The sequence below is a fragment of the Janthinobacterium sp. B9-8 genome (assembly GCF_000969645.2).
In the GTDB taxonomy this organism is placed as follows: Bacteria; Pseudomonadota; Gammaproteobacteria; order Burkholderiales; family Chitinibacteraceae; genus Iodobacter.
In genome coordinates this window covers 1,772,860-1,795,207 of record NZ_CP014222.1, presented here as the reverse complement: position 1 = coordinate 1,795,207, position 22,348 = coordinate 1,772,860, and the positions used below count along the sequence as shown (strand labels likewise).

Genomic DNA, 22,348 nt, shown 5'->3' with positions numbered 1-22,348 from the left:
ACAGGCTTGGCGTTATAGTGGGAGGTGACGATTTGGGAATGCTTAAAGGGCGGTATGCATGGGCAGGGTGGGGGCACGTTTTTGTGCCTGCGTAGTCATCTGCAATAAATTCCCTGCTGCAGATTGTCAGAATATACGTTGTTGAGCTGTCATATATCGCCATATAGTGCGACTAATGATGAGCTTCATTGAAAGCTGCTCCCTCCTCCGATTTAAGGAAGCCTGATGTTTGCCTCACCGATTGCTCCCTTACAAGATCGCTTTGGCCGCGCCATACGCTACCTGCGTTTATCGGTAACGGATCGCTGTGATTTGCGCTGTAATTACTGCCTACCTAAAGGCTTTAATGGCTATGAAGAGCCTGCAAATTGGTTGAGCTTTGATGAAATGACGCGCTTGGTCGGCATCTTTGCCCAAGCAGGGGTTTCGCGCGTGCGCCTTACGGGGGGCGAGCCTTTGTTGCGGCATAACTTACCTGAGCTTGCGGCTAGATTATCGGCGCTGCCGGGGGTGGAAGATTTATCGCTCTCTACTAACGCAACGCAACTGGTCAAACATGCCGTAGCGCTCAAAGCCGCAGGCGTGAAGCGCATCAATGTCAGCCTCGATTCGCTGGATAAAGGCTGTATTAATACGATTACTGGCCGCGATAGTTTTGATGCCATTATGGCGGGGATTATGGCGGGCAAGGCGGCGGGGTTTGATCCGATTAAGCTCAATATGGTGGCGATGCGCGGTGTGAACGAGCACGAAATCAAGCGCATGGTGGCGTTTTGCCTTGAGAACGATTTTATTTTGCGCCTGATCGAAGCCATGCCCATGGGCAGCACCGGCCGCAATGCGCAGTATTTAGATTTAAACCCCGTGCGCGAGCAGCTGGTTGCAGAGTTTGGCCTGATTCCCGAAGTGGCCGAGCTGGGCGGCGGGCCTGCGCGTTACTGGCAAACGAGCGACGGCAGCGGGCGGGTCGGCTTTATTACGCCTATCTCACAACATTTCTGTGCTACCTGTAATCGGGTCCGGCTGGCCGTGGATGGCACTTTATATATGTGCCTGGGCCAGGAAGAAAAGTTTGAATTCGCACCGCTGCTGCGAGGCGGCGCAAGCGATGAAGAAATCCTAGCCGCACTCAAATCCGCCATCGAGCTAAAGCCAGAACGCCACGAATTTAAAGAGCAACCCGGAAAAATCATCCGCTTTATGTCACAAACAGGCGGTTGATGTTTCTTTAGTAATGGTTGAAGTTTTTGCACACAATGTTAAATCTTAAACCACAGAGTAAAACGAGCACACAGAGCGCCACAGAGAAACCCAAAAGCGAGGAAGAGTCCTCCGCAATAAGCTGAAGAAATATTATTAAGTATCCGCAGGAGTGATTAAATGCGGCATAAAGGCTTTATATAGCTTCACGGCGCTTTAAAAGAGAGTGAGGGCTATGTTGCTTGGTCTAGGGGCTGATAAATCTTTAGCTCTGCCTGCCTTGTTTCGGCTAGCTAATATTTTTAGAGCTGGATTATATGGCTAACACCTTCCGCGTGAATGGGGAGGATATGCTGGAAACGTATCGGCAGAATATTGGCGGGTAGCTTGCCAATATTCATGCAAGCCCACTTCGGTGGGCTTTTTTGTTTTGTGGGCTAGAGATGCTTTATCTCAACCGACCATACTATGGCAACAGTCGTTCGCGCGCATTGGCATGGCCAACGAGAAGCGAAACTGACGAAGTAGGGCGAGTGCAACTGACTCCACCGTAGGACGAGATTAACAAGGATGCTAGCGTAGCGGCACTTGGTGAAAAATACACAACGTAGTTCGGATTCCCAGGCTCGTTGAGCGCAAACATTGCCGCATCCGCAGGTGCCTGACACGCCATGAACAGAATTTCAAACGCATCCTGAATTGCTATATGTTTTTGGGACGAGATATCCGCCGATGAAAGTGAAACTGTGTACCATGTCATTTCTGCTCCTTTGCCCAACGTCAGAATACAGGGGCTGGTTTTAGCCAGCAAGGTAGGTTGGGCTAAAGCTGTATCAGCCCAACATTTCAATATGCCTAAGAATGTTGGGCTGATAAGTCACTAGCCCAACCTACCGTGCTGTAACAGCTCGGCGCGCTCAACAAGAATTTGTTCAATCAACCTACCTAGGTCATCCGCAAGTTCACCGAGTTGAGTTGAATTTCTAGAAAAATCAAATCCATTTTTAGCAGGCCCATAGAGATTTACTAGAGCTCGATGTGCGAGATCATTACGCTTGCTCTGTAGGCTTCTCAATTCCACGATTAATTGTTTATTGGCATTTATTTTGCCAAATATATCGACCAACTTTCCTAGCGGTGCGTTAGCAACTTCGTCAGCCCTGTGCTCGTAGACCATATTTACAGGGAGAAACTCCCTAACTTTGTCGTGATAGTCGGCAATGTAATTTTTAAGTCCTTCCTCAATGAGCTGAAATCCGGCTAACGCGTGGCTTGCAATATCTCGATAGAGTTCTTCCTCTGTCATCACTCCCTCCCCCGGACTTTGAGTTGCCTAACGTTTGAATTCACCGGCGATGCGCGGTTTTATCGCGCAGCGTCCGGTGGAATAATGGGTTAGCCGTCGTCACACAGGGGGCGGTAGTGCATTGATTCCAATTGGAACCTGGATAGCGTCCATGCGGATCAGAAGAGGAATTAACTCTTTGTGTTGAAACAACGTTTGGTCTTTCCCCCAGTGGACAGAGTAGAGCTTCTCCTTCTGGTTTGGCAGATCGGTCGTCTTTGACGTTCCCGGTGCTGTATACACAAACAACCAATCACCCTTATTTAACCAGCCGTTACCAAACCATAGGAAGTTGTCTCGGAGCGGGAAGGCCTGCCCTTCATGCCCTCGAATTCCAATAATTAGTCCGTAGTTGCCGAGGTCTATGCTCTCGTTTGCTTGAAGAACTACACGCTCCATATTTGGAATGCCGTGATCGAAGACTCCTACGATTTTTAGTTCGTCAATGGAGACAACATTCATTCGTCCGCCCCTTCGCGTTTCGTGAGCCAAGTGGCCAAGAGTAAAACAACTCCGACAATGCCCAGAAGGTAGCTGGGTTTTTCGATGTTGTTTTTGTACAGATCAACAGCAACTCCCAAAATTGCGGTTCCCACAAATACGCTCAATTGTTTCAAGTGCTGTGCTCTACTAATGGCCCCAACTCGTTCGCGAAGAGTCGCAATGGTTACCTTAGCGTCACCGAGTTCTTGGTGTGTCTTCTGAAGTTGCTCGTCACGAATTCTAAGATCGCAACGGGTTACCTCAAGATCATGTGACATTTGAGTGAACGACCCAGCGATCAAACTAGCGGCGACCTCGCCGCCAAAACTTCTGGCTCGCGTCGCGGCCAACACCTCCATCGTTTGAGTTATAGGAAGCCCGTGTATCGGAGGGTTGGGGTCGACAGACAATGGTTCGCTGGAGCCTGCGACCTGAGTGCCTGACGCTCCGGTTTCACTTGGAACTGGCAAATCGCTCATGAGCATCCTTTGTGATGGCTAACGTAGAGGTGAGGGGCGCCAAGTTAGGTTGTGGCAAAAACAACGCGGCTCATCTTGAAGACGGCATAGCCAGCGACTTTTTCAGAGACCCCGACAATTAGTGGCTCGGTAAGCCATCCACCTTCCACTTCTGGCAGGAACGACATACCAGAAATGCGAGGCCGAATAATGTACATCGCACGATATGTGTATACAGACTGGGTAAAAGTAATTTTTTTATCCCAGACGAAATCAACATCGCAAGGAATGTCGTTTGTATCTTGCAATCCTTCAATCTTCAACATCGTCATCCCAGCCAAGATGTAAGGCTGCCAATCTTGCGGGATTTGAGTTTTAAGTAATTTGAGTTATAAAAACGCTTAGCCCCTTGAAGTGCCTTGCTGGGCACAGCCTGAAGCTCGGTTGGGCTGATAAGCCACTAGCCCAACCTACCATGCTGTCTTTGCTCATTTGAGTCACTTTCAAGGGAAGCCGGATAAGAATAACCAACTCCGGTCCGGCAACGACTTAGATGCTTATAAGTAATAGCTCATTACACTAGGCTTTGCTTATCCCTTCCAAGAGAGTCAGTTCGGTGGGCTTTTTCTAAACCCCATTAACTGACTCCCGCTCCCGCCTCCCGCAAAATCCTTTGTGTTTGTTACGCCACTACTCTGGCCAATTCACTCACACAAAGGGCGGTGGCGGAGAAAATCCTGCAGTCGCTGGACGAGATTCTGCTGTTGGTACTACGGCTGCAGCCATCTGAAATTGATGGCCTGGAAATGGATGATTATTTTTCTGGGTAGGGGCTGCGGAGCGTGATTATCTCCGTCAACGACATCCCATTGATGCGTGAGATATTTAATGGGCTGTTTTTGCGGGCAGCATGAAATGCTGCGGAAAATGATGGAAAATGCAGCCAATCTGTTTATCGCACGGCGATTCATTTGAGATAATGTGATACAACCGCTACCCCAGCTTTATCCCTTGCTCCACAGCCCAAATCGCCGCTTCCAGCCGGGAGCGGAAGTTTAGTTTTCTGAGCAGGCTTTTAACGTGCACTTTCACTGTGCCTTCCGCAATCCCTAGTTCTCTGCCGACCAGTTTGTTGGATAGGCCATTGGCTAGGCAGCCTAGTATTTCTCGTTCACGCTCGGTTAAAGAAGCCATCATGGCGTTGCGCTCGCTGCCGTCGTCTTCCCGCATCGCTAGGGCAAGTACGCGGCCCAAGCGTTCTGGAATCGCCATTTGCCCGTCTAAGGCTTCGGCGAGGCTGGCGATGATTTCTTCTGGCTCCATGTCTTTCAGTAAGTAGCCATCGGCACCGGCCCGCACTGCGGCGACTAAATCGGATGATTGATCGGATACGGTGAGCATCACCACGCGTGAATCCAGATCAAGCTCTTTAATGGCTCGCAGCGTGGCAATGCCGTCCATTTCTTTCATATTTAAATCTAAGATCACCAAATCTGGGTTATTTGCGCCCACGACAAGGAGGCCTTCTGCACCGCTGGCGGCTTCACCGATGACATTAAAGCGGCTATCTAAAGCCAAAAGCTGCACCACGCCTTTGCGAAATAGAGGGTGATCGTCGATGACGACGACGGAGTATTTGTCGCTCATAGCGCGCTTCCTTCGGCCACTGAAAAGGGCGTGTTGGGGGTGAATTGTAAGGAGATGAGGGTGCCATTGGGCTGTTGGCGGGTGATGCTTAGCTGGCCCTTTAGGCTATGAGCGCGGTCGCGCATAATGCCTAGCCCATAATGCTGTTTTTTGTCTGGGTGATCTTTGATGCCGAGTCCATCATCTTGGATGGTGACTAAAATCGTATTTTTTAACCATGCCAGCGTAACCCAAGCGTGCTGTGCATGGGCGTGGCGCTCGATATTAGCGAGTGCTTCACGCACGATTTGTAAGATATGAATTTCTTCGTGCGCACTTAGCTCAACCCCCATCAGGTGATTCTCTAAAATAACCGGATGGGCTGCACGCTCTGCAAATTCGCTTACGGTTTGCTCGAGTGCCTCAGCCAGCCCGCGCTCGTGCATTTGTAGGCGAAAGGTATTGAGTAGTTCACGTAGCTGGCGGTAAGCATCATTTAAGCCTTGGCGTAATTCAGTGAGCACGGCTTGGGCGGTGTCGCTGCGGGCGGATTCGGGGAATTCGGTTTGCAAACGCACTACTTGGATTTTTAAATAGGATAAAGATTGCGCCAAGGAGTCGTGCAGCTCACGTGCAATGACCGAGCGCTCCTCGTGTAGGGCCAAACGATGCAGCGCCTGCGTGCGTTTGGCATTGGCAAGTGCCGTGCCAATTTGCCGTGCAACGGCTTCAAGTAATTGCTGCTGCCAATCGGCTAGTTTTTGGCCCGGCTTGAGTTGAATCGGCATGATGCCGTAGTTTTTTCGGCCGTCAGTTAGCTGAAATACAGGGTAATTTGTGCTTAGTGCAGGCGTGTTGACGGCATCACTACAGGATGCACAGGCTTTTTGATCGCAATGCTCGTTTGCCTTGTTGGGCATGATGGCAAAGCGAAATGCCAGCGGAGCTTGCTCGGTTTCTGTGATGCAAATGGCGGCGTGTTCTAGCTCGATCACGCTGCCTAAATCGCTTAATACTTGATCAAACGTGGCTTGGTTGGGCTCTTGATCAGATAGGCGCTGCTTAATGCGGTAGAGCAGCTCTAGGCTGCGCTGATTTTGCGATAAAGCCTTGGTTTTCTCGTTGACGCGTGATTCTAATTCGCCAATACCACGCGCTAATTCGGCCACCATATGGTTGATAGCTTGGCCGAGCTGGGTGATTTCACCTGCTCCCTGCTCTGGCGCGCGCACACTTAAATCACCATTTTTAATCTTGCTCGCCGCGTGAGCCATGGCGATCAGTGGCTGAGTCACGCGTTGCGATAGCCAGCGCAAAGTGCCTAATAGGATCAACAACATAGTTCCTAAAGCAATCCACTGAATACGCCCCAGCCAGAGCAAGCGGGTTTCGTGCTTGGCTTCGATGGCTTCTACATAAGTATCGATTAAAGATACAAAGCGAATGGCTTTAGGAAGTAGGCTGCCGTCGTGTTCGCTATTAAGTTGCGATAGCTCATTTTTAACATCGGTACGCCAAGTCATTTCCATGAGGTTGTAGCTGACGCGCACAGGGTCATCGGCCTGCTTGGGTAGATTATTCAGCAGCGTGGGGTGGTAAAGGCGTTGCTCAAATTCATCGATCACCTCTTGCAGCAGAGGGCGGCTGCCGGGCACTGGGGCGGGCGGGGATTCGTGGGTGGCGACGATTAAATACACTTGCTTACGTAAGGAGCCCGCCAGATTAATCGCAGCGCCTTCACCTGTGGAGCGCACCACCGTGCTCCAGCTCATAAAAAAGGCCAGAAACGCGGGTAAAACCATCAGCAATAATGCGCGGGCAATAAACTGCAAAATCGACGCTTGGCGGAAATAATCCCCAATACGCATAAGTCATACCTCCAAATTTCCATGCTTATCGTTGTGCCGCAGACTGATCCATTTACAGCTTCTCATTCACAGAGCCTGCTTTGCCTACTTTTAGTCTGCATAAGGGTTCGATCGATGCAAGGTAGCAAAACATAGCCTAATCGCCCACATCGCGCTATGTACTTTAAACGTAAGACAAGTCTTTGATTTATTTCGTTTACCTCCAAAGAGGTAGGGGTGCGGTGGGTGCTACGCCTTACACCTCTAAAGAGGCATTGTATGTATTTCACATGCGGCCTAATCTTAAAAACTTACTATTTGGATTGGCTGCCGTAGTGGACCCTTCTCGTCGCAATTTACTTTTTGGCCGTCGTCCGCAAACGCCTACAGCACCGCGTCCACCTTGGGCAACGGCGCGTTTTTTGGATCGCTGCACGCGTTGTGGTGACTGCGCCACCGCTTGCCCGACTCAAATTATTAAAGTGGGCGAGGCTGGGTTTCCGATGGTGGATTTTGCGCAGGCTGAATGCACCTTTTGTGGCGATTGCGCGCGCGCCTGTACGCCTTTGGCCCTAGATCAAAGCATCAGTCCCCCTTGGAAGATTTACGCAGAAATCAATGCCAGCTGCCTTGCCGATCGCGGTGTTGAATGCCGAATTTGCGGTGAGGTCTGTGATGAGCAGGCGATTCGTTTTCAGCTGGCCGTTGGTAAAGTCGCCCATCCCCTTGTTAATGCCGAGCAATGCACGGGCTGTGGTGCCTGTGTTTCCGCTTGCCCTAGCCAGAGCATTCGTTTGTTGGAGTTGATCTCATGAATATTTTTAGCCTGGTGATTCGGGCGGTTCCCGATCATTTAGAAGAAGTAAAAGCGGCGGTGCTTGCCGTGCAAGGGGTGGAGTTACATCTTGAGCACGAGGGGCGGCTGATTATCACCATCGAGGATGTACCGGGCGTTCGATCATCCGATTTGCTCAAACAAATTCAAGACATTCCCCATGTTGCATCGGCCACGCTGGCTTATGAATATTGCGACGAAGAACTGCCACCACCCCCATCTATGAAATCAAAAAAATCTGAGGAGCGCTTATCATGAGCCTGGATCGTCGTGAGTTTATTAAAATATCTGCCGTCGCTGCAGCGGTAGCCAGTGCAGGCATTCCGCTGGCCGGCGCTGCGCCTAAAACCATGCCTGCTATGGCGGGTGATGGTAAAAATAGTATCCGCTGGGATAAAGCGCCCTGTCGATTCTGCGGTACGGGCTGCGCTGTGTTGGTAGGGACGCAAGATGGCCGTGTGGTGGCCACGCAAGGCGACCCTGATGCGGAAGTGAATCGGGGTTTAAATTGCGTGAAAGGGTATTTCCTTTCCAAAATCATGTATGGAGAAGATCGCTTAACCCAGCCTTTACTGCGTAAGAAAAACGGCCAATATGATAAGGATGGCGAATTCACCCCCGTAAGCTGGGATGAAGCGTTTGCCATTATGGAAAAGAAATGGAAAGAAGCGCTGAAAGCCAGCGGGCCAGAATCCATTGCGATGTTTGGCTCGGGCCAATGGACGATTTATGAAGGCTATGCCGCCGTTAAATTAATGAAAGCCGGCTTTAGATCAAATAATATCGACCCGAACGCGCGTCACTGTATGGCCAGCGCGGTAACCGGCTTTATGCGTACCTTTGGTATGGATGAGCCTATGGGCTGTTACGACGATATTGAAGTGGCCGATGCCTTTGTGCTTTGGGGCTCGAATATGGCCGAAATGCACCCGATTTTATGGAGCCGCATTACCGATAGGCGTTTATCTAACCCCAAAGTAAAAGTTGCGGTGTTATCGACTTATGAGCACCGCTCTTTTGAGCTGGCCGATATTGGCTATGGTCTGGTATTTACCCCGCAAACTGATTTGGCAATGATGAATTTTATTTGCCACCACATCATCAAAACCGGTCGCGTAAATCAAAAGTTTGTAAAAGATCACTGTAATTTCAAAATTGGCGAAACCGATATTGGCTACGGATTGCGGCCTAAGCACCCCTTGGAAGTCAATGCCAAAGCCAATGGCTACCCTGATGCCAACGGCAAGCCCAAAACCAATCCAAATGATATGAAAGAAGGCTCGTTTGAGCAGTTTTCAAAATTCGTATCCGATTACACGGTGGATAAAGTCAGCAAGCTTTGCGGCATTCCGGAAGACCGCCTGATTGCGCTGGCTGAGCTGTACGCCGATCCAAAAATCAAAGTTACCTCGTTCTGGACCATGGGCTTTAATCAGCACACCCGTGGCACATGGGCGAACAATATGATTTACAACATCCATTTGCTGACCGGCAAAATCGCCGAGCCGGGTAATAGCCCCTTCTCACTGACAGGCCAGCCTTCGGCCTGTGGTACGGCGCGTGAAGTGGGCACCTTTGCCCACCGCCTGCCTGCCGATATGGTGGTGACGAATCCTGAGCACCGCAAACACGCAGAAGAAATCTGGCGCATTCCTGAGGGCACCATCCCTGCCAAAATCGGCTTACACGCAGTAGCCATGGCGCGTGCGATTAAAGACGGCAAGGTGAAAGTCTATTGGCAGATGTGCAATAACAATATGCAAGCTGGCCCCAATATTAATGAAGAGCTCTACCCCGGCTGGCGCAGGCCGGACACCTTTATTGTGGTGTCTGATCCTTACCCAACCGCATCGACTTTAGCGGCCGATCTGGTCTTGCCAACGGCAATGTGGGTAGAAAAAGAAGGCGGCTTTGGTAATGCCGAGCGCCGCACCCAGCTTTGGCGTCAGCAGGTGGATGCGCCAGGCGAAGCAAAGTCGGATTTATGGCAGCTGATGCAGTTTGCCAAGCGCTTTAAGGTAGAAGACGTATGGCCTGCCGATTTGATCGCCAAACAGCCCGCAGTGAAAGGTAAAACCCTGTACGACGTGCTGTATGTGAATGGCAATGTGGATAAATTTAAAGCGGCCGATCAATACAAGGGCTTTGAAAACGTAGAAGCCAAACTGGCCGGGTTTTACATCCAGAAAGGCTTGTTTGAAGAGTACGCCCAGTTTGGTCGCGGCCACGGCCACGATTTAGCACCGTTCGATATGTATCACCAAGCACGCGGCTTGCGTTGGCCCGTGGTGAATGGCAAAGAAACCAAATGGCGCTATCGCGAAGGCTACGACAGCTACGTGAAGAAAGGCGAGGGCGTGCGTTTCTACGGTAATAAAGATGGTCGCGCCAATATTATTGCCTTGCCTTACCAAGCGCCGCCAGAAATGCCCGATGCTAACTTTGATATGTGGCTCTGCACTGGCCGTGTATTGGAACACTGGCATACCGGCACCATGACGCGCCGTGTGCCTGAGCTGCATAAAGCTGTGCCAGAAGCGATGGTGTTTATGAATCCGAACGATGCCAAAAAACGCGGCTTACAGCGCGGCATGCTGGTGAAAGTATCGTCTCGCCGTGGGGACATCCAAGCGCGCTTAGAAACGCGTGGCCGCAATAAACCACCAATGGGGCTGATCTTTATCCCCTTCTTTGACGAAGGCCGCTTGGTGAATAAGCTGACGCTGGATGCCACTTGCCCGATATCCAAGCAAACCGACTTTAAAAAATGCGCGGTGAAAGTGGTGAAGGCTTAGCCGTCTGTAGGGCGGGTGCAACCCGCCAAATTACTTGGGATAAATGGCGGGTTTCACCCGCCCTAAGAATGGGATGAGGGATAAATGGCGCTTTGTGATCGGGCCATTTATTCATCCAAAGGAGAAAAAAATGAAAAAATTAATGACTATGCTGGCGCTGTTTCTGAGCTTCTGTATGGTCTGCGCGCCCGTGGCGCAGGCCGAAACCATGAAATCCTTGCGTGGCAGTGAGGCCGTTAAAGGCGACGCGCCTTCAGAAAATTATCGCTGGGAAAAAGACCGCAAGCCTTTGCAGCGCCAGTTTGTGCAGCAGCCACCTATTATTCCGCACACCACCAAGGGCTATCTGATTACTAAAGAGTTTAATAAATGCCTCGATTGTCATAGCTGGGATCGCACGGCCGATTCTGGTGCGACTAAGGTATCGATTACCCACTTTAAAACCCGTGGTGGCACTGAGCTGACCAATATCTCGCCGCGTCGTTATTTCTGCCAGCAATGCCATGTGCCGCAAACGGATGCCAAACCTCTGGTTGGCAATACCTTTAAGCCCGCGACCGGCATGGTTAAGTAAAAAAGGACTAAATAATGAGCGATGAAAGCAAGCCCTCATTCAAAGCACGGCTTTGTGCACGTATACAAAAGCTGCGCAGCCTTCGTATCGGCTATATCGGCGTGATTGTGGCGTTTTTTGTGGGGATTATCTTTTGGGGCGGCTTTAACACCGCGCTAGAAATGACCAATACCGAAAAATTCTGTTTAAGCTGCCACGAAATGGCCAGCAATGTGTATCCGGAATACCAGGAAACCGTGCACTACACCAATCGCTCCGGCGTGCGCGCTACCTGCCCGGATTGCCATGTGCCACACGAATGGGGCCCAAAAATGTGGCGCAAGCTTGAGGCTTCTAAAGAAGTGTGGGGCAAGCTGACGGGTTATATTGATACGCGTGAGAAATTCTTGGATAAGCGTATCGAGCTGGCTCAGCACGAGTGGGATAGGATGAAAGCCAACGATTCCAAAGCCTGCCGTAACTGCCATAACTACGAATACTTCGACTATATGGAGCAAAACACTCGTTCGGCCAATGCTCACCAAAAAGGCCTGTCTGAAGGCATGACCTGTATCGACTGCCACAAAGGCATCGCCCACCACCTGCCCGCCGTTAATCAAAACGTAGGACCAGATGGCAAGGGCGTGAGCAAAGAAGTGATGCACCCCGCATCGCCTAAGCCTGCAGTGAAGGCAGACAACGCCAGCGATGAAGAGATTGCAGGGACGCAGTAAAACCCAAACCTTGAACCACGCAGGCCCAGAGGACATGGAGTTTCATGGAAAAAACCAAGGAAGGTGAAGGGGAGTATAGGGTGTGCAAGTCGTTTTTCTTGCGCACCGTTTTTCAGCGCTCCAACTGCGTTGTTGTGGATCCTATAAACACCATGTCGATCTATGACGAAGGCTGAAGCTTCCTTAGTTTGATATGTAAGAACGGGCTTCTTCGGATGCCCGTTTTTTTTCGTTAGCTTGTTGTAAAAGCATGCGTTTTATTAGGATATATCGAGATTATATTTACGGCATGCTTTCGGTTTGATAAATTCGCCGCTCATTTCATACAAGGATATCCACGAATGTTTCGTGCGAGCCTTTCCTCAGTAGCCCGCTCTGCTGATATATATCTGATGATTCCGCACTAGCCTCTGCCTTGGCAGGCTGTGAACGCCTGCGTGTTATCCAATCCCTTGATGTTTTTTTGAGCATGGGCTTTGCCGTGCATGGCGTAGCTTGATGGCGCACTGCGCGCTCCACTTTTCGATGCTGTGCATCGCTAAGCGAAACGCTTCGAGTGCGCCCTACATGAGTGCGCACGAAAGCTTCGCGCCCAATAAATCATCACGGGATAAATCCCATTTCTAACTCGTTTGCCTGCTAGCAGGCTGCTAGGCAGGCGCGTGTGCGCTATTGGAATCATGATGATTAAATTATTAAAGTCTTCCCGCTGGTATCTGTGGTTTACCTTAGGCCTGCTCATTACCAGTATTGGCTCTGGATTAACTGCGGTGGCGGTGTTTGGTGCTTTATCTAAGGCGGCTGCAGCGCCGTCTGATTTTGCGCTGACTTTCTCAATGTCGATTGTGCCGACTTTATTTAGCTCTGAAATCGGAAAATATTTGGGTAAATGGTGTAAGCCTTTTTCTGTGCTGATTGCCGCAGAAATAGGCGGGGTATTGTCTTTATTGCTGCCTTTTTATGCTTTGGATTCGGGAAATTTGCTGATGCTGAGCATGGCGCTGGCTTTGCCTAGTCTTTGTTCTGGTTTAGCTGTTTCGGCTTATCACACCATTAATAAGCGGGGTTTTGGCGAGGAAGACTATCTGCATATTGCCACCATAGAAACCCTTACTTTTTCTGCGATTACCATTATCGGCACGGGTATAGGCGGAGTGCTTTATCCATTGCTAAGCAGCCCACTTTATTTTGCCTTGGATGCACTTTCCTATCTTTTGGCAATGGCTTGCCTGTTTTATTCGCGCGCTTTGATTGAGGATGCCGCGCTGAATCGAGTCGATCAGGAGGTGGTGGTCAAAATACGGTTTTTCTCTTTAAATCTTGAGAAAAAAACTATTTTATTGATTATGCCGCTACTCACTTTAATCTCAGCACCCGCGATGGCTTTATTGCCGGTAAAGGGAGTGGAATTTAATGACTTTAAAGTATTAGGGCTGGTCATTAATCCGGTATTGATTCTGCTCTTTGCCCGCTGCATCGGCCAATTGATTGGGCCATTATTAACGAGCCAAAAAATGGTAGATCGCTTGCTGCATTCGGCTTGGGCAAAATCCATATTGGGACTAGGATTTTTCTTGATGTATTTATTTGCGTTTTATAGCCAGTATTTAATTTTGGTTATTCTTGCTGTGGTTCTGGCGCATATCAGCTCGAATATTTTATTCGCCGTGTCTTATTCCACCATGCTGAATTATTTCTCTGAAGACGAGATAGGCGCTGCGTCGGTGTTCTCTTACCAAAGCACCACGCTTATCTTGGCGTTTTTCTCCCTGCCGCCCGGTTTTTACGCAGATCAATATGGCTTAGTTGCGGCCATGCTGCTGTTTTCTTTCCCTGCGGTATGGCTGATGTTGGCGGTGTTTATGGCCGTCAAACCCAAGCGAAGTCTTGACGTAAAAACAGGCTGCGAGCAGCCTGTGTAAAAGGGTTTACAGGCCGGCGTTAGCCGGCCTTTTGAGTGGATTAGAAGCTAAAGTTCAGCCCAGTTTGTCCGCTATAGCTGCTTTCCTTGTCATTCAGATATTCCACCTTGCCAAACAGCGTGATGTCTTTGCTCAGCTTGTAGCTGGCGTTAAAGCCGATGCTGGCGGTGAGATCTCTGTCCTTCACAAATTGAATCGGCGCTGCAACGCGTTGGTCGATGGCTAATTTGCTTTGCATATCGTCGCGCTTATCGCTGAAGTGGCGCTCAATGCCCAGATCTGCGCCTAGTTTCAGGGGCTGATCTTTGGCTCCCCAAATCAGGGATGCGCCCAGCTGTCCGGTGAGCTGGGATGCGTCTACGCTGCCTAGTTGCAGGCGGTGGCTAGAGCCTTGCTCGTCAAAGGCGTCGCTCATGACCTTGCCGTGGCTGAGGCTGCTGCGTGCCAGCACGGAGAAGTCCTGATCTGCATAGGCTTTGTAGCTGGCCGCTAAGCTGGCATCGATGCCGCGTGCGGAGGTGGAGCCGGTGATTTGGCCTGTTACGCCGCTACGATCTAAATCGTAGGAATACTTGGCGTAAGCCACGCTGGCAAGGATGTTCAGATCGCTTAAAGGCTGGTAAGCAAGATAGGCGGTGACAGCCTGACCATTCACATTGCCTGAGCCAAAGCGCGCTTCCAGCTTGCCGCTATTTACGGTTAAGACGCTGCCAAGTTTAAGCGTATCGTTCACGCTGAATTCTGCGCCCAGGTAGTAATCATTGCGGCTGATATGCGCGTTGCCTGCCGATTGGCCGCCGCTACGCATATAGCCTGCGTAAGCTGAGTTTTGCTCTTGATTACTTCTAGATTGCAGCAGGTTCAGCATGCTGCGTTTGCCCAGCAGGGCGTAATCGCTGATCGCGCCGTAATATTCTGGCGTGAGGCGTTCTACGTTAGCCGACACCGTTGCGCCGTTGGCGGTCAGGAATTCCCCTGCGTTTTTGCCCACGCTGTTTGCGATCGAGGTATCAATTTGATTGATGCCCACATCGCTTGTGGCGATATTCATCAGTGCGGCTGCGGCGGCACGCTGGTTAGGGTTGCTGCCTAAATCAGCGAAAGTGCTTTGCGGCAAGTTCAGCCCTGTGGTCAGCACTTGGCCGGTGGCCACATCAAATACGGCGGCTGCGTTTACAACTGCTGCGCCGCTACCGGCTACGCCATCTAGATCAAACTTCACGGTGGCAAAGTGGCCGCTTACTTTTTTGGCCTTGCCATCCAAGTCTGCCATGATCTGGTAGACCTCACCCAGGCGCGGGGCGCTGCCGCCGTAGGTTTGCACAATCAGCTCGCTTTGTTTTTCGATCGTGATTTTGCCTGCCACACGGATTTGATCGTGGCCCGTTACGGCGGTGGCGTTTTGCAGCTCAGATTGCAAAGTGGCCGCTTCGGTGTAATTGCCCAGCACGGTGATCATGCCTGGCGAGTTGCCCGGAGCCAGCGTGCCTTCATTACGGAAATCGCCGTTAAAGCTTAAGAAGCCCTGCACCTTTGTGCTATTGGTAAAGCTGCCAGTGCTAGTGCTAACCGTGCCGCCACCTGTCAGGATGTCGTACTTAATGCTGTCGCTATTATTCAGCGTCAGCACGCCGCCTTTATCTACAGTGGCTGTGCCGGTGGTGACGACTGCCTTATCGTTGACGGCAACTTGGCTATTGTTTTGCACATTAATGCTGTCGGTGCGGGTATTGCTGTTGCCGCTGATATCCAGCTTACCGCCGGTGCTGATTAAATCGGTCTTTAGCGCATTAATCTGGCCGGTAAAGACGCCGCCGTTGGTAACGGTGAGCTTATGGGTGGTGGAATTCACCGTGCCTGATCCGTTCAGGGTTTTGATCGTTTGATCGCCGCCTGCCAGAATCATTTCGCCTGTTTTATCAATTTGCACCGTGGCGTTTTTATTCAGGCGCTCAGCTGCGCCTAAAGTCAGCGCGCTTTGATCAAAGATATGCACGTTTTCTGCAGCGCTTGTGCCATTTAGCGTGACTTTGCCGTGCGTTTCTAAGATGCCATCGCCAAGGTTGGCATTCACCACCGAGCCATCGTTCAGCGCGTAGTTGCTTGCGCTGAGTGTGCCATTACCAATGATGTTGCCACTATTAATCAGGCTGGCAATCTTTTGGTTGGCATCGATTTTTAGCGTGCCGTCGTTGCTGAGCTTAGCCGTTGCCGATACGCCGCCATTTTGGTCATTCAGTGTGGCGGTTTTGGCGATATAAATATCTTGGCTGGCCAGCTTGCCGCTGAGCGTGATGGCGCCTTGCTCAATGCGGGTTGCGCCCTTATAGCTACTCTCGCCCGTCATGCTCAGCATGCCGCTGCCTTGTTTTACCAAGCTGCACTTGCCGGATACATCACTGATCTGGCCGCTGAACAGGCTATCGGTGTTTTGCTGCAGCGTTAATTTTCCAGCGTTTAAATTCAACTCGCCGCTGCCTGTTAGCTGAGCAATGGTTTCATTGCCGCCCAAGACCAGCTTGCCCGCAATGCTGACTTTGGCCGTGCCTAATAAGCGGTCTGCTGAGCCCAGCGTGGTAATGCCGGAATCAATTTTGATCGATTCAGCGGCGCTCGTGCCATTGAGCGCTACATTGCCATTGGCAATCAGGCTGCCCGATCCAAGGTTGGCGTTGATGACAGATCCACCATTGAGCGCGTAAGTTTTAGCGGTGAGGGTGGCTTTGCCGTCCAAGCTGGCGTTGATGGTGCCGGTGTTGATCAGCGCGGCAATGGTGTCGTTATGGTTTTGATTCACCACGCCATCGTTGCTTAACTTCGCTTGCTCAGCCAGGCCGCCTTGATTATTTGTCAGCATGCCGTTCTTTTGCACGCTGATATTCAGGCTGGCGAGCGAGCCAGCAAGGCGGATGCCGCCTTGCTCTATGGTGGTATCGCCCTGGTATTGGTTATTGCCCGTCAGGGTGATGGTGCCCGTGCCTTGTATGACCACGCTGCCCTTGCCGGTTTGCGCGTCATTGATCTGGCCCGCAAACAGGGTGTCTTTATTTTGCAGCAGGGTCAGCTTGCCTGCATTCAGATCAACAACGCCACTTGCCGTGCCAGCCAGCGTGCCGATAGTTTCATTGCCGCCCAAGATGAGCTTGCCATCGACGCTTACATCGCTCGTATTCAGCAAACGCTCTGCAGAGCCTAAAGTCATCACGCCACTTGCCACGTTGACAGTTTGCGCCGTGCTTGTGCCGTTGAGCGCAACTTTGCCGTTGGCCGTCACAATGCCTGTGCCCAGATTGGCGTTAATCACCGAGCCTTCGTTTAGCGCATAGGTTTTGGCGGTGAGGGTGGCTTTGCCGTCTGCGCTTGCGTTAATGGTGCCGGTGTTGATCAAGGCCGCAATGGTGTCATCGCTGTTTTGATTGACGATGCCGTCGTTGTTCAGCGTGGCCAGCGCAGATAGGCCACCCTGATTATTCGTCAGCTTGCCGTTTTTCTGCACATCAAGATACTTGCTGGCTAGCGTGCCATCTAAAGTTATTCCACCTTGTTCGATCGTGGTATCGCCGAAGTAATGGCTGTTGCCCGTGAGTGTTAGCGTGCTTTCCCCCTGCTTAAGTACGCTGCCTTTGCCTTCATACCTATCATTAATTTGGCCTGCATAGTGCGTGTCTTTGTCTTGCTGTAATGTCAGCTTGCCACCATTCAGGTCAACAATGGCCTTGGCTGTTTTGCCTGCCAGTGTGCCGATGGTTTCATTGCCGCCCATAATCAGCGTGTCATCAACGGTTACATCGCTGGTGTTTAGCAGGCGTTCGGCTGAGCCAAGGGTGAGCGTGCCTTTTGTGACATGGACGGTTTTGCTGACCAGCGTGCCGTTAAGCTGCACTTTGCCGCCATCAACCGTGGTGTCGCCGCTAAAGGTGTGATTACCGTTAAGGGTGATTTCGCCTGTGCCGTGTTTTAGCAGCGTGCCTTTGTCACCGTCTTTATCCTGAATCACGCCATCAAACACAGTGTTGTGGTTTTGTTCCAGCGTCAGCTTGCTGCCGGACAATTCCACCACGCCGCTTGCTGCACCGGTTAGAGTGCCGATGGTTTCATTGCCACCCAAAACTAGCTTGCCATTGACGGTAACATCGCTGCTGTCTAGCAAACGCTCAGCCGAGCCCAAGGTCATCACGCCGCTTTCAACGTTCACGGTTTGCGCCGAGCTTGTGCCGTTGAGCGCTACTTTGCCATTGGCCGCCACAATCCCCGTACCCAGATTGGCATGAATCACCGAGCCTTCGTTTAGCGCATAGGTCTCTGCGGTCAGCGTGGCTTTGCCATCGGTGCTTTTGTTGATGGTGCCGGTATTCACCAGCGCTTTAATCGTGTCATCGCTATTTTGATTAACGATGCCGTCGTTGTTCAGCTTAGCCAGTGCAGACAGGCCGCCTTGGTTGTTGGTCAGCGTGCCGTTTTTTTGCACATCCAGATTCAGGCTTTCCAGCGTGCCATCTAAAGTAATGCCACCCTGTGCAATGGTGGTGTTGCCTAGATAATGGCTATTGCCCGCGAGCGTGAGCGTGCCTTTTCCTTGCTTGAGTAAGCTGCCGGCGATGGCGCTTGCATCATCAATTTGGCCCGCATAACTCGTATCTGTTTCTTGCAGTAAGGTCAGCTTGCCGCCGTTCAAATCCACCACGGCTTTGGCTGTAGTGCCCGCCAGCGTGCCTATGGTTTCATTGCCACCCATGATGAGCGTGTCGTCAACGGTCACATCGCTGCTGTCGAGCAGGCGCTCGGCCGATCCCAGCGTCATTGTGCCCGTGGTGACATGAACCGTTTTGCTGATCAGTGTGCCGTTAAGCTGCACTTTGCCGCCATCTACCGTGGTGTCGCCACTAAAGGTGTGATCGCCATTAAGCGTAATTTCGCCCTTGCCGTGCTTGAGTAAGCTGCCTTTGTCGCCGTCTTTATCTTGAATCACGCCATCAAAGATGGTGTTTGTGGTTTGTTCCAGCGTCAGCTTGCTGCCGGATAATTCCACTACGCCACTTGCTGCACCTGCCAGCGTGCCTATGGTTTCATCGCCGCCCATCACCAGCTTGCCGTCAACGACTACAGCGCTGCTGTTCAGTAAGCGCTCGGCATGGCCTAAAGTCATTACGCCGTTTTTAACTAAGACTTGTTCGGCGGAGCTTGTGCCGTTGAGTAAAACATTGTCTTGGGCTGTAAGTGAGCCACTGCCCAGATTGGCATGAATCACCGAGCCATCGTTTAGCGCATAGGTGTCGGCAGTCAGCGTGGCTTTGCCATCCTTGCTTGCATTAATGGTGCCGGTGTTGATCAGTGCTTTGATGGTGTCATCATGGTTTTGATTGACGATGCCATCGTTATTGAGCTTGGCAAGCGCAGCTAAGCCGCCTTGGTTATTTGTCAGCGTGCCGTCTTTTTGCACATCCAGATCAAGGCTAGCCAGCGTGCCGTCCAGCGTAATGCCGCCTTGGGCGATGGTGGTTTTGCCTTCAAAATGGTTCTCGCCCGTCAGGGTGAGGGTGCCTATGCCTTGCTTTAATACGCTGGCTTTATTGCCCGCTGCGTCATTGAGCTGGCCAGCAAAAGTGGTGTCTTTATTTTGCTGCAGGGTAAGCTGGCTGCCAGATAATTCAAGTACGCCGTCTGCCTTGCTGCCTGCCAGTGTGCCTATGGTTTCATTGCCGCCCAGTACCAGTTTGCCGTCGACGGTTACATTGCTGCTGTCCAGCAGGCGCTCGCCGCTGGAGAGTGTCATCACGCCGCTGGCTACGTTTACTTTTTCAGCCGAGCTAGTACCGGTGAGCGTCACCGTGCCATTGGCGGTGAGTTCGCCCGAGCCTAGGTTGGCATTAATCACCGAGCCATTATTTAGCGCGTAGGTTTTAGCGGTGAGGGTAGTGCCGTTACCGTTGATGGTGCCGGTGTTAGTTAGGCTGGCTACCGTGTCATCGGCATTTAGATTGATGGAGCCATCGTTGTTAAGCTTGGCATCCTGATGCAAGCCGCCTTGATTATCATTGAGCAGGGCGCCCGCAGACACGTTAACGTCCAAGCTGGCTAAGCTGCCATCTAGCGTAACCGTGCCCTCTTTGATTTGGGTCTGGCCTTGGTAAGTATTGTCGCCAGACAGGGTGAGATTGCCTGTGCCTTGCTTGATTACATGGCCTTTCTCGCCGCTGATTACGCCAGAGAACGTGGTATCGTCACCCTGATTAAGCGTTAGGGCATTAGCCGCCAGAGCCACTTTTCCTGCGCCTGCCAAAGTGCCAATCGCTTGATTGCCCGTCTTTGTTAGATCAAATTGTGCATCTTTTTCAACAGCCACTGCACCGTCTTTATTTAACGATGCCTTGTCAGATAATTGTAAATTTCCAGCTTTGATGGTGGTGCCGCCAAGGTAGGTATTGGCGGCATTTAGAATCAACTCGCCCGCATGATTTGCATCACCAATCACAAGGCTACCGTTAGAAAGTACGCCGTCCATTTGCGCGTGCTTGCCTTTGGCTTGGCCAGGGTTGACCAAGATCGTTGCAGTTTTGCCATCAATATCGATGGCGTTTTTAAAGATCACATTATCTGTTGCGGTGTCCGAGCCAAAAATCAGCGCATTGTCGCCGCCCACAAAGCCCTCGACGCCCCAAGTGCGCTGAGCACCACCATTCAGGCTGACTTCTAAATCGCCGCCACTCGCTGCAAAGCCGCCCGATCCTGTCCACTGCACGCGATCTTTGGCCGTGCCGGTGTAGCGATCAAATTTGCCATTGGTTTCCAGTACGCCGCCATCATGGTTGCCGGTGAAATTGATATTGCTGTGTTTGTGAATGCCCGTGCCATCTTCGGCGTGTAAAGCGCCGCCTTCAATCTTGGTTTGGCCGGTGTAGGTGTTTTCTTCGTTAAATACCACGAGGCCGCTTTTAACGGTGAGATCTGCCCCTTTACCGCTGGTGTTGCTGGCACCATCCAGACCTGCGGCGCTGTCGTCGGCAATGCTGCCATTAAAGGTAATGGTTTTGCCCTTGCCTGCATCAAGTACAACCGTGGAGCCTTTCATCATAAAGAGATCAGAGCCTGCTTCCTTGCCTGCTTCACCCAGATGATCTTCATGATTGTCGCCGCTACCACCGCTCACATTGCCTCGATCAAAAGTGGCATCGCCTTTGATGGTGAGCTTGCCGCCTGCGCGAACAAAAATAGAGCCGCCAAGGCCAGATCCGCCAGCGCCACCTTCAATGCCATCACGGCCATCACCTGATGATCCCGTGCCGCCACCAAAGCCGCCTTGTCCACCTGCACCACCTGCACCATCAAGGCCGTTATCACGCTCTGAGACGCCGGGGTCGCCGCCTTTACCGCCTTGGCCGCCCGTGCCACCCCCTGCACCAAAGCCACCTTTGCCGCCTACGCCGCCATCCGCAGCATCGCCACCACTTGCGCCTCCATCAAATTTGGAGCCGCTCCAGTTGGCACCGCCTTTACCCCCGTCGCCACCCTTGCCACCTACATTGCCGCCGATAGCAAAAGCGCTATCGCCTGCATTACCACCTTGACCGCCGCCGCCGCCGATTCCTACTTGGCCATTTGATAACGCTTTGTCCCACAAGACCAGCTCAGCAATGGCTGCGCCTTCTGCGAGTGCTGCAATTGCAACGTCGGCAACCGCTAAGGCCTTGCAGCCAGCGAGACAAGTAATATCCGCAGCTGCAGTCACTCCCGCAGCAGAAGCTGCGGTCAGACTTGCTGTTGCTTCAGTAACGGCGGTAATTAAGAAAGGATTGCGATCACCACCACTTGAACCATTGCCTCCGTCCCCACCTGCCTCACCCATTGCGCTGGAAGAGTTTGAACCCACTCCGCCTTTGCTTCCGGTAGTGCCGCTAACATCCATGGATTGATCGTGTGTTGGGGTAGAGCCATTTTTGCCTTTGGCGCTAGACGTGCTGTAGGTGCGGTCATTTAATGCACCACCCGTTGTTCCTTTACCTCCATCACCACCCACCGCAGCATTACCCGAGAAATTCACATTTTCTAAAACCACTTCAGCGCCGCTATTAATAAAAATAGCCCCGCCCAAACCCGCGCCGCCGCCGCTGCCGTCACCACCCTTGGTGGTGAAGTTTTTAACCGTAGTGTTGGAGATATTCAACTTGCCCGATTCAACAAAAAAACCGCCGCCTTCATTGCCATTAATTTCATTATTGCTGTCTGCCGTGGCGGTGTGCTCGGCGGTGATAACCATTTTTGGCGCGGCGCCTGCGCTGCCATAAATCAGCATGCCGGTGACGGCACAAATGGCCACAGAGATAAACTTGCCTTGGGATTTGGTTAGGCGGTGCGAGAGTTCGATGCGTTTCATTAGAGGTCTTTGCAAAGGAGTCAAAAAGAATCAATCGGCTGGCGTGTGTCGCCTGAATACGTACAAATTTTTTTGTTGATTTGTTTTAAAAATGAAATAGTTGATCGTGCATAAAACGAAGTCGCTTTTTCGTTTGCTAAGTGCTTGAGTTTGAATGAGCTTTGCTGCCTGCACTTTTG

General features: G+C 51.5%; 15 protein-coding genes. 8 read left to right on the top strand and 7 right to left on the bottom strand.

Features of this window, described 5'->3' with window-relative positions:
- Positions 1 to 225: 225 nt before the first annotated feature.
- Together moaA and VN23_RS21785 are read left to right on the top strand one after the other, a co-directional pair.
- Positions 226 to 1,221, top strand: coding sequence for a GTP 3',8-cyclase MoaA (gene moaA / locus VN23_RS08025; protein WP_046352884.1), 996 nt, complete (start codon positions 226 to 228; stop codon positions 1,219 to 1,221).
- A 275-nt stretch (positions 1,222 to 1,496) separates the two neighbouring features.
- Positions 1,497 to 1,586, top strand: coding sequence for a phage major tail tube protein (locus VN23_RS21785; protein WP_335339396.1), 90 nt, complete (start codon positions 1,497 to 1,499; stop codon positions 1,584 to 1,586).
- A 494-nt stretch (positions 1,587 to 2,080) separates the two neighbouring features.
- Here the strand turns inward: VN23_RS21785 and VN23_RS08015 are convergent, their stop codons facing one another.
- From VN23_RS08015 to VN23_RS07990, 6 genes are all read right to left on the bottom strand, one after another.
- The gene (locus VN23_RS08015; protein WP_046352886.1) at positions 2,081 to 2,506 is read right to left on the bottom strand and encodes a hypothetical protein; all 426 of its coding nucleotides are present in this window, start codon (positions 2,504 to 2,506) and stop codon (positions 2,081 to 2,083) included.
- A 99-nt stretch (positions 2,507 to 2,605) separates the two neighbouring features.
- Complete coding sequence (locus VN23_RS08010; RefSeq protein ID WP_046352887.1) at positions 2,606 to 3,007, bottom strand: hypothetical protein; 402 nt, start codon at positions 3,005 to 3,007, stop codon at positions 2,606 to 2,608.
- Positions 3,004 to 3,507: a hypothetical protein gene (locus VN23_RS08005; RefSeq protein WP_046352888.1), complete on the bottom strand. Its 504-nt coding sequence runs from the start codon at positions 3,505 to 3,507 to the stop codon at positions 3,004 to 3,006. Before VN23_RS08005 ends, VN23_RS08010 begins: the two co-directional genes overlap by 4 nt.
- 44 nt (positions 3,508 to 3,551) lie before the next feature.
- Positions 3,552 to 3,812, bottom strand: coding sequence for a hypothetical protein (locus tag VN23_RS08000; protein WP_046352889.1), 261 nt, complete (start codon positions 3,810 to 3,812; stop codon positions 3,552 to 3,554).
- Positions 3,813 to 4,479: 667 nt separating this feature from the next.
- Complete coding sequence (gene narL, locus VN23_RS07995) at positions 4,480 to 5,133, bottom strand: two-component system response regulator NarL (RefSeq protein ID WP_046352890.1); 654 nt, start codon at positions 5,131 to 5,133, stop codon at positions 4,480 to 4,482.
- Positions 5,130 to 6,980, bottom strand: coding sequence for a HAMP domain-containing protein (locus VN23_RS07990; protein ID WP_046352891.1), 1,851 nt, complete (start codon positions 6,978 to 6,980; stop codon positions 5,130 to 5,132). Before VN23_RS07990 ends, narL begins: the two co-directional genes overlap by 4 nt.
- A gap of 269 nt (positions 6,981 to 7,249) precedes the next feature.
- Between VN23_RS07990 and napF the strand changes: the two genes are divergently transcribed.
- The 6 genes from napF (at position 7,250) to VN23_RS07960 (ending at position 13,798) form a co-directional block, all read left to right on the top strand.
- The gene (gene napF, locus VN23_RS07985) at positions 7,250 to 7,774 is read left to right on the top strand and encodes a ferredoxin-type protein NapF (protein WP_046352892.1); all 525 of its coding nucleotides are present in this window, start codon (positions 7,250 to 7,252) and stop codon (positions 7,772 to 7,774) included.
- Positions 7,771 to 8,052 (top strand): chaperone NapD, encoded by a 282-nt coding sequence (locus VN23_RS07980; protein ID WP_046352893.1) that lies wholly within the window; start codon positions 7,771 to 7,773, stop codon positions 8,050 to 8,052. The genes napF and VN23_RS07980 overlap by 4 nt, the downstream gene beginning before the upstream one ends.
- Positions 8,049 to 10,589, top strand: a complete 2,541-nt coding sequence (gene napA / locus VN23_RS07975) for a nitrate reductase catalytic subunit NapA (protein WP_046352894.1) — start codon at positions 8,049 to 8,051, stop codon at positions 10,587 to 10,589. The genes VN23_RS07980 and napA overlap by 4 nt, the downstream gene beginning before the upstream one ends.
- A 130-nt stretch (positions 10,590 to 10,719) precedes the next feature.
- Positions 10,720 to 11,163: a nitrate reductase cytochrome c-type subunit gene (locus tag VN23_RS07970; protein WP_197433055.1), complete on the top strand. Its 444-nt coding sequence runs from the start codon at positions 10,720 to 10,722 to the stop codon at positions 11,161 to 11,163.
- Positions 11,164 to 11,177: 14 nt separating this feature from the next.
- Positions 11,178 to 11,876, top strand: a complete 699-nt coding sequence (locus tag VN23_RS07965; RefSeq protein WP_046352895.1) for a NapC/NirT family cytochrome c — start codon at positions 11,178 to 11,180, stop codon at positions 11,874 to 11,876.
- A 683-nt stretch (positions 11,877 to 12,559) separates the two neighbouring features.
- Positions 12,560 to 13,798 carry a hypothetical protein gene (locus tag VN23_RS07960; protein ID WP_046352896.1) on the top strand — a complete coding sequence of 413 codons (1,239 nt, stop codon included), beginning with the start codon at positions 12,560 to 12,562 and terminating at the stop codon, positions 13,796 to 13,798.
- 40 nt (positions 13,799 to 13,838) lie between these two features.
- Here VN23_RS07960 and VN23_RS21780 read toward each other — a convergent pair whose 3' ends face one another.
- On the bottom strand, positions 13,839 to 22,169 hold the full coding sequence (locus VN23_RS21780; RefSeq protein ID WP_046352897.1) for an autotransporter-associated beta strand repeat-containing protein: 8,331 nt from the start codon (positions 22,167 to 22,169) through the stop codon (positions 13,839 to 13,841).
- Positions 22,170 to 22,348: the final 179 nt, after the last annotated feature.

Coding starts and splice junctions, on each gene's coding strand:
- moaA (WP_046352884.1), top strand. CDS start 226: ATGTTTGCCTCACCGATTGCTCCCTTACAAGATCGCTTTGGCCGCGCC.
- VN23_RS08015 (WP_046352886.1), bottom strand. CDS start 2,506: ATGACAGAGGAAGAACTCTATCGAGATATTGCAAGCCACGCGTTAGCC.
- VN23_RS08010 (WP_046352887.1), bottom strand. CDS start 3,007: ATGAATGTTGTCTCCATTGACGAACTAAAAATCGTAGGAGTCTTCGAT.
- VN23_RS08005 (WP_046352888.1), bottom strand. CDS start 3,507: ATGAGCGATTTGCCAGTTCCAAGTGAAACCGGAGCGTCAGGCACTCAG.
- VN23_RS08000 (WP_046352889.1), bottom strand. CDS start 3,812: ATGTTGAAGATTGAAGGATTGCAAGATACAAACGACATTCCTTGCGAT.
- narL (WP_046352890.1), bottom strand. CDS start 5,133: ATGAGCGACAAATACTCCGTCGTCGTCATCGACGATCACCCTCTATTT.
- VN23_RS07990 (WP_046352891.1), bottom strand. CDS start 6,980: ATGCGTATTGGGGATTATTTCCGCCAAGCGTCGATTTTGCAGTTTATT.
- napF (WP_046352892.1), top strand. CDS start 7,250: ATGCGGCCTAATCTTAAAAACTTACTATTTGGATTGGCTGCCGTAGTG.
- VN23_RS07980 (WP_046352893.1), top strand. CDS start 7,771: ATGAATATTTTTAGCCTGGTGATTCGGGCGGTTCCCGATCATTTAGAA.
- napA (WP_046352894.1), top strand. CDS start 8,049: ATGAGCCTGGATCGTCGTGAGTTTATTAAAATATCTGCCGTCGCTGCA.
- VN23_RS07970 (WP_197433055.1), top strand. CDS start 10,720: ATGAAAAAATTAATGACTATGCTGGCGCTGTTTCTGAGCTTCTGTATG.
- VN23_RS07965 (WP_046352895.1), top strand. CDS start 11,178: ATGAGCGATGAAAGCAAGCCCTCATTCAAAGCACGGCTTTGTGCACGT.
- VN23_RS07960 (WP_046352896.1), top strand. CDS start 12,560: ATGATTAAATTATTAAAGTCTTCCCGCTGGTATCTGTGGTTTACCTTA.
- VN23_RS21780 (WP_046352897.1), bottom strand. CDS start 22,169: ATGAAACGCATCGAACTCTCGCACCGCCTAACCAAATCCCAAGGCAAG.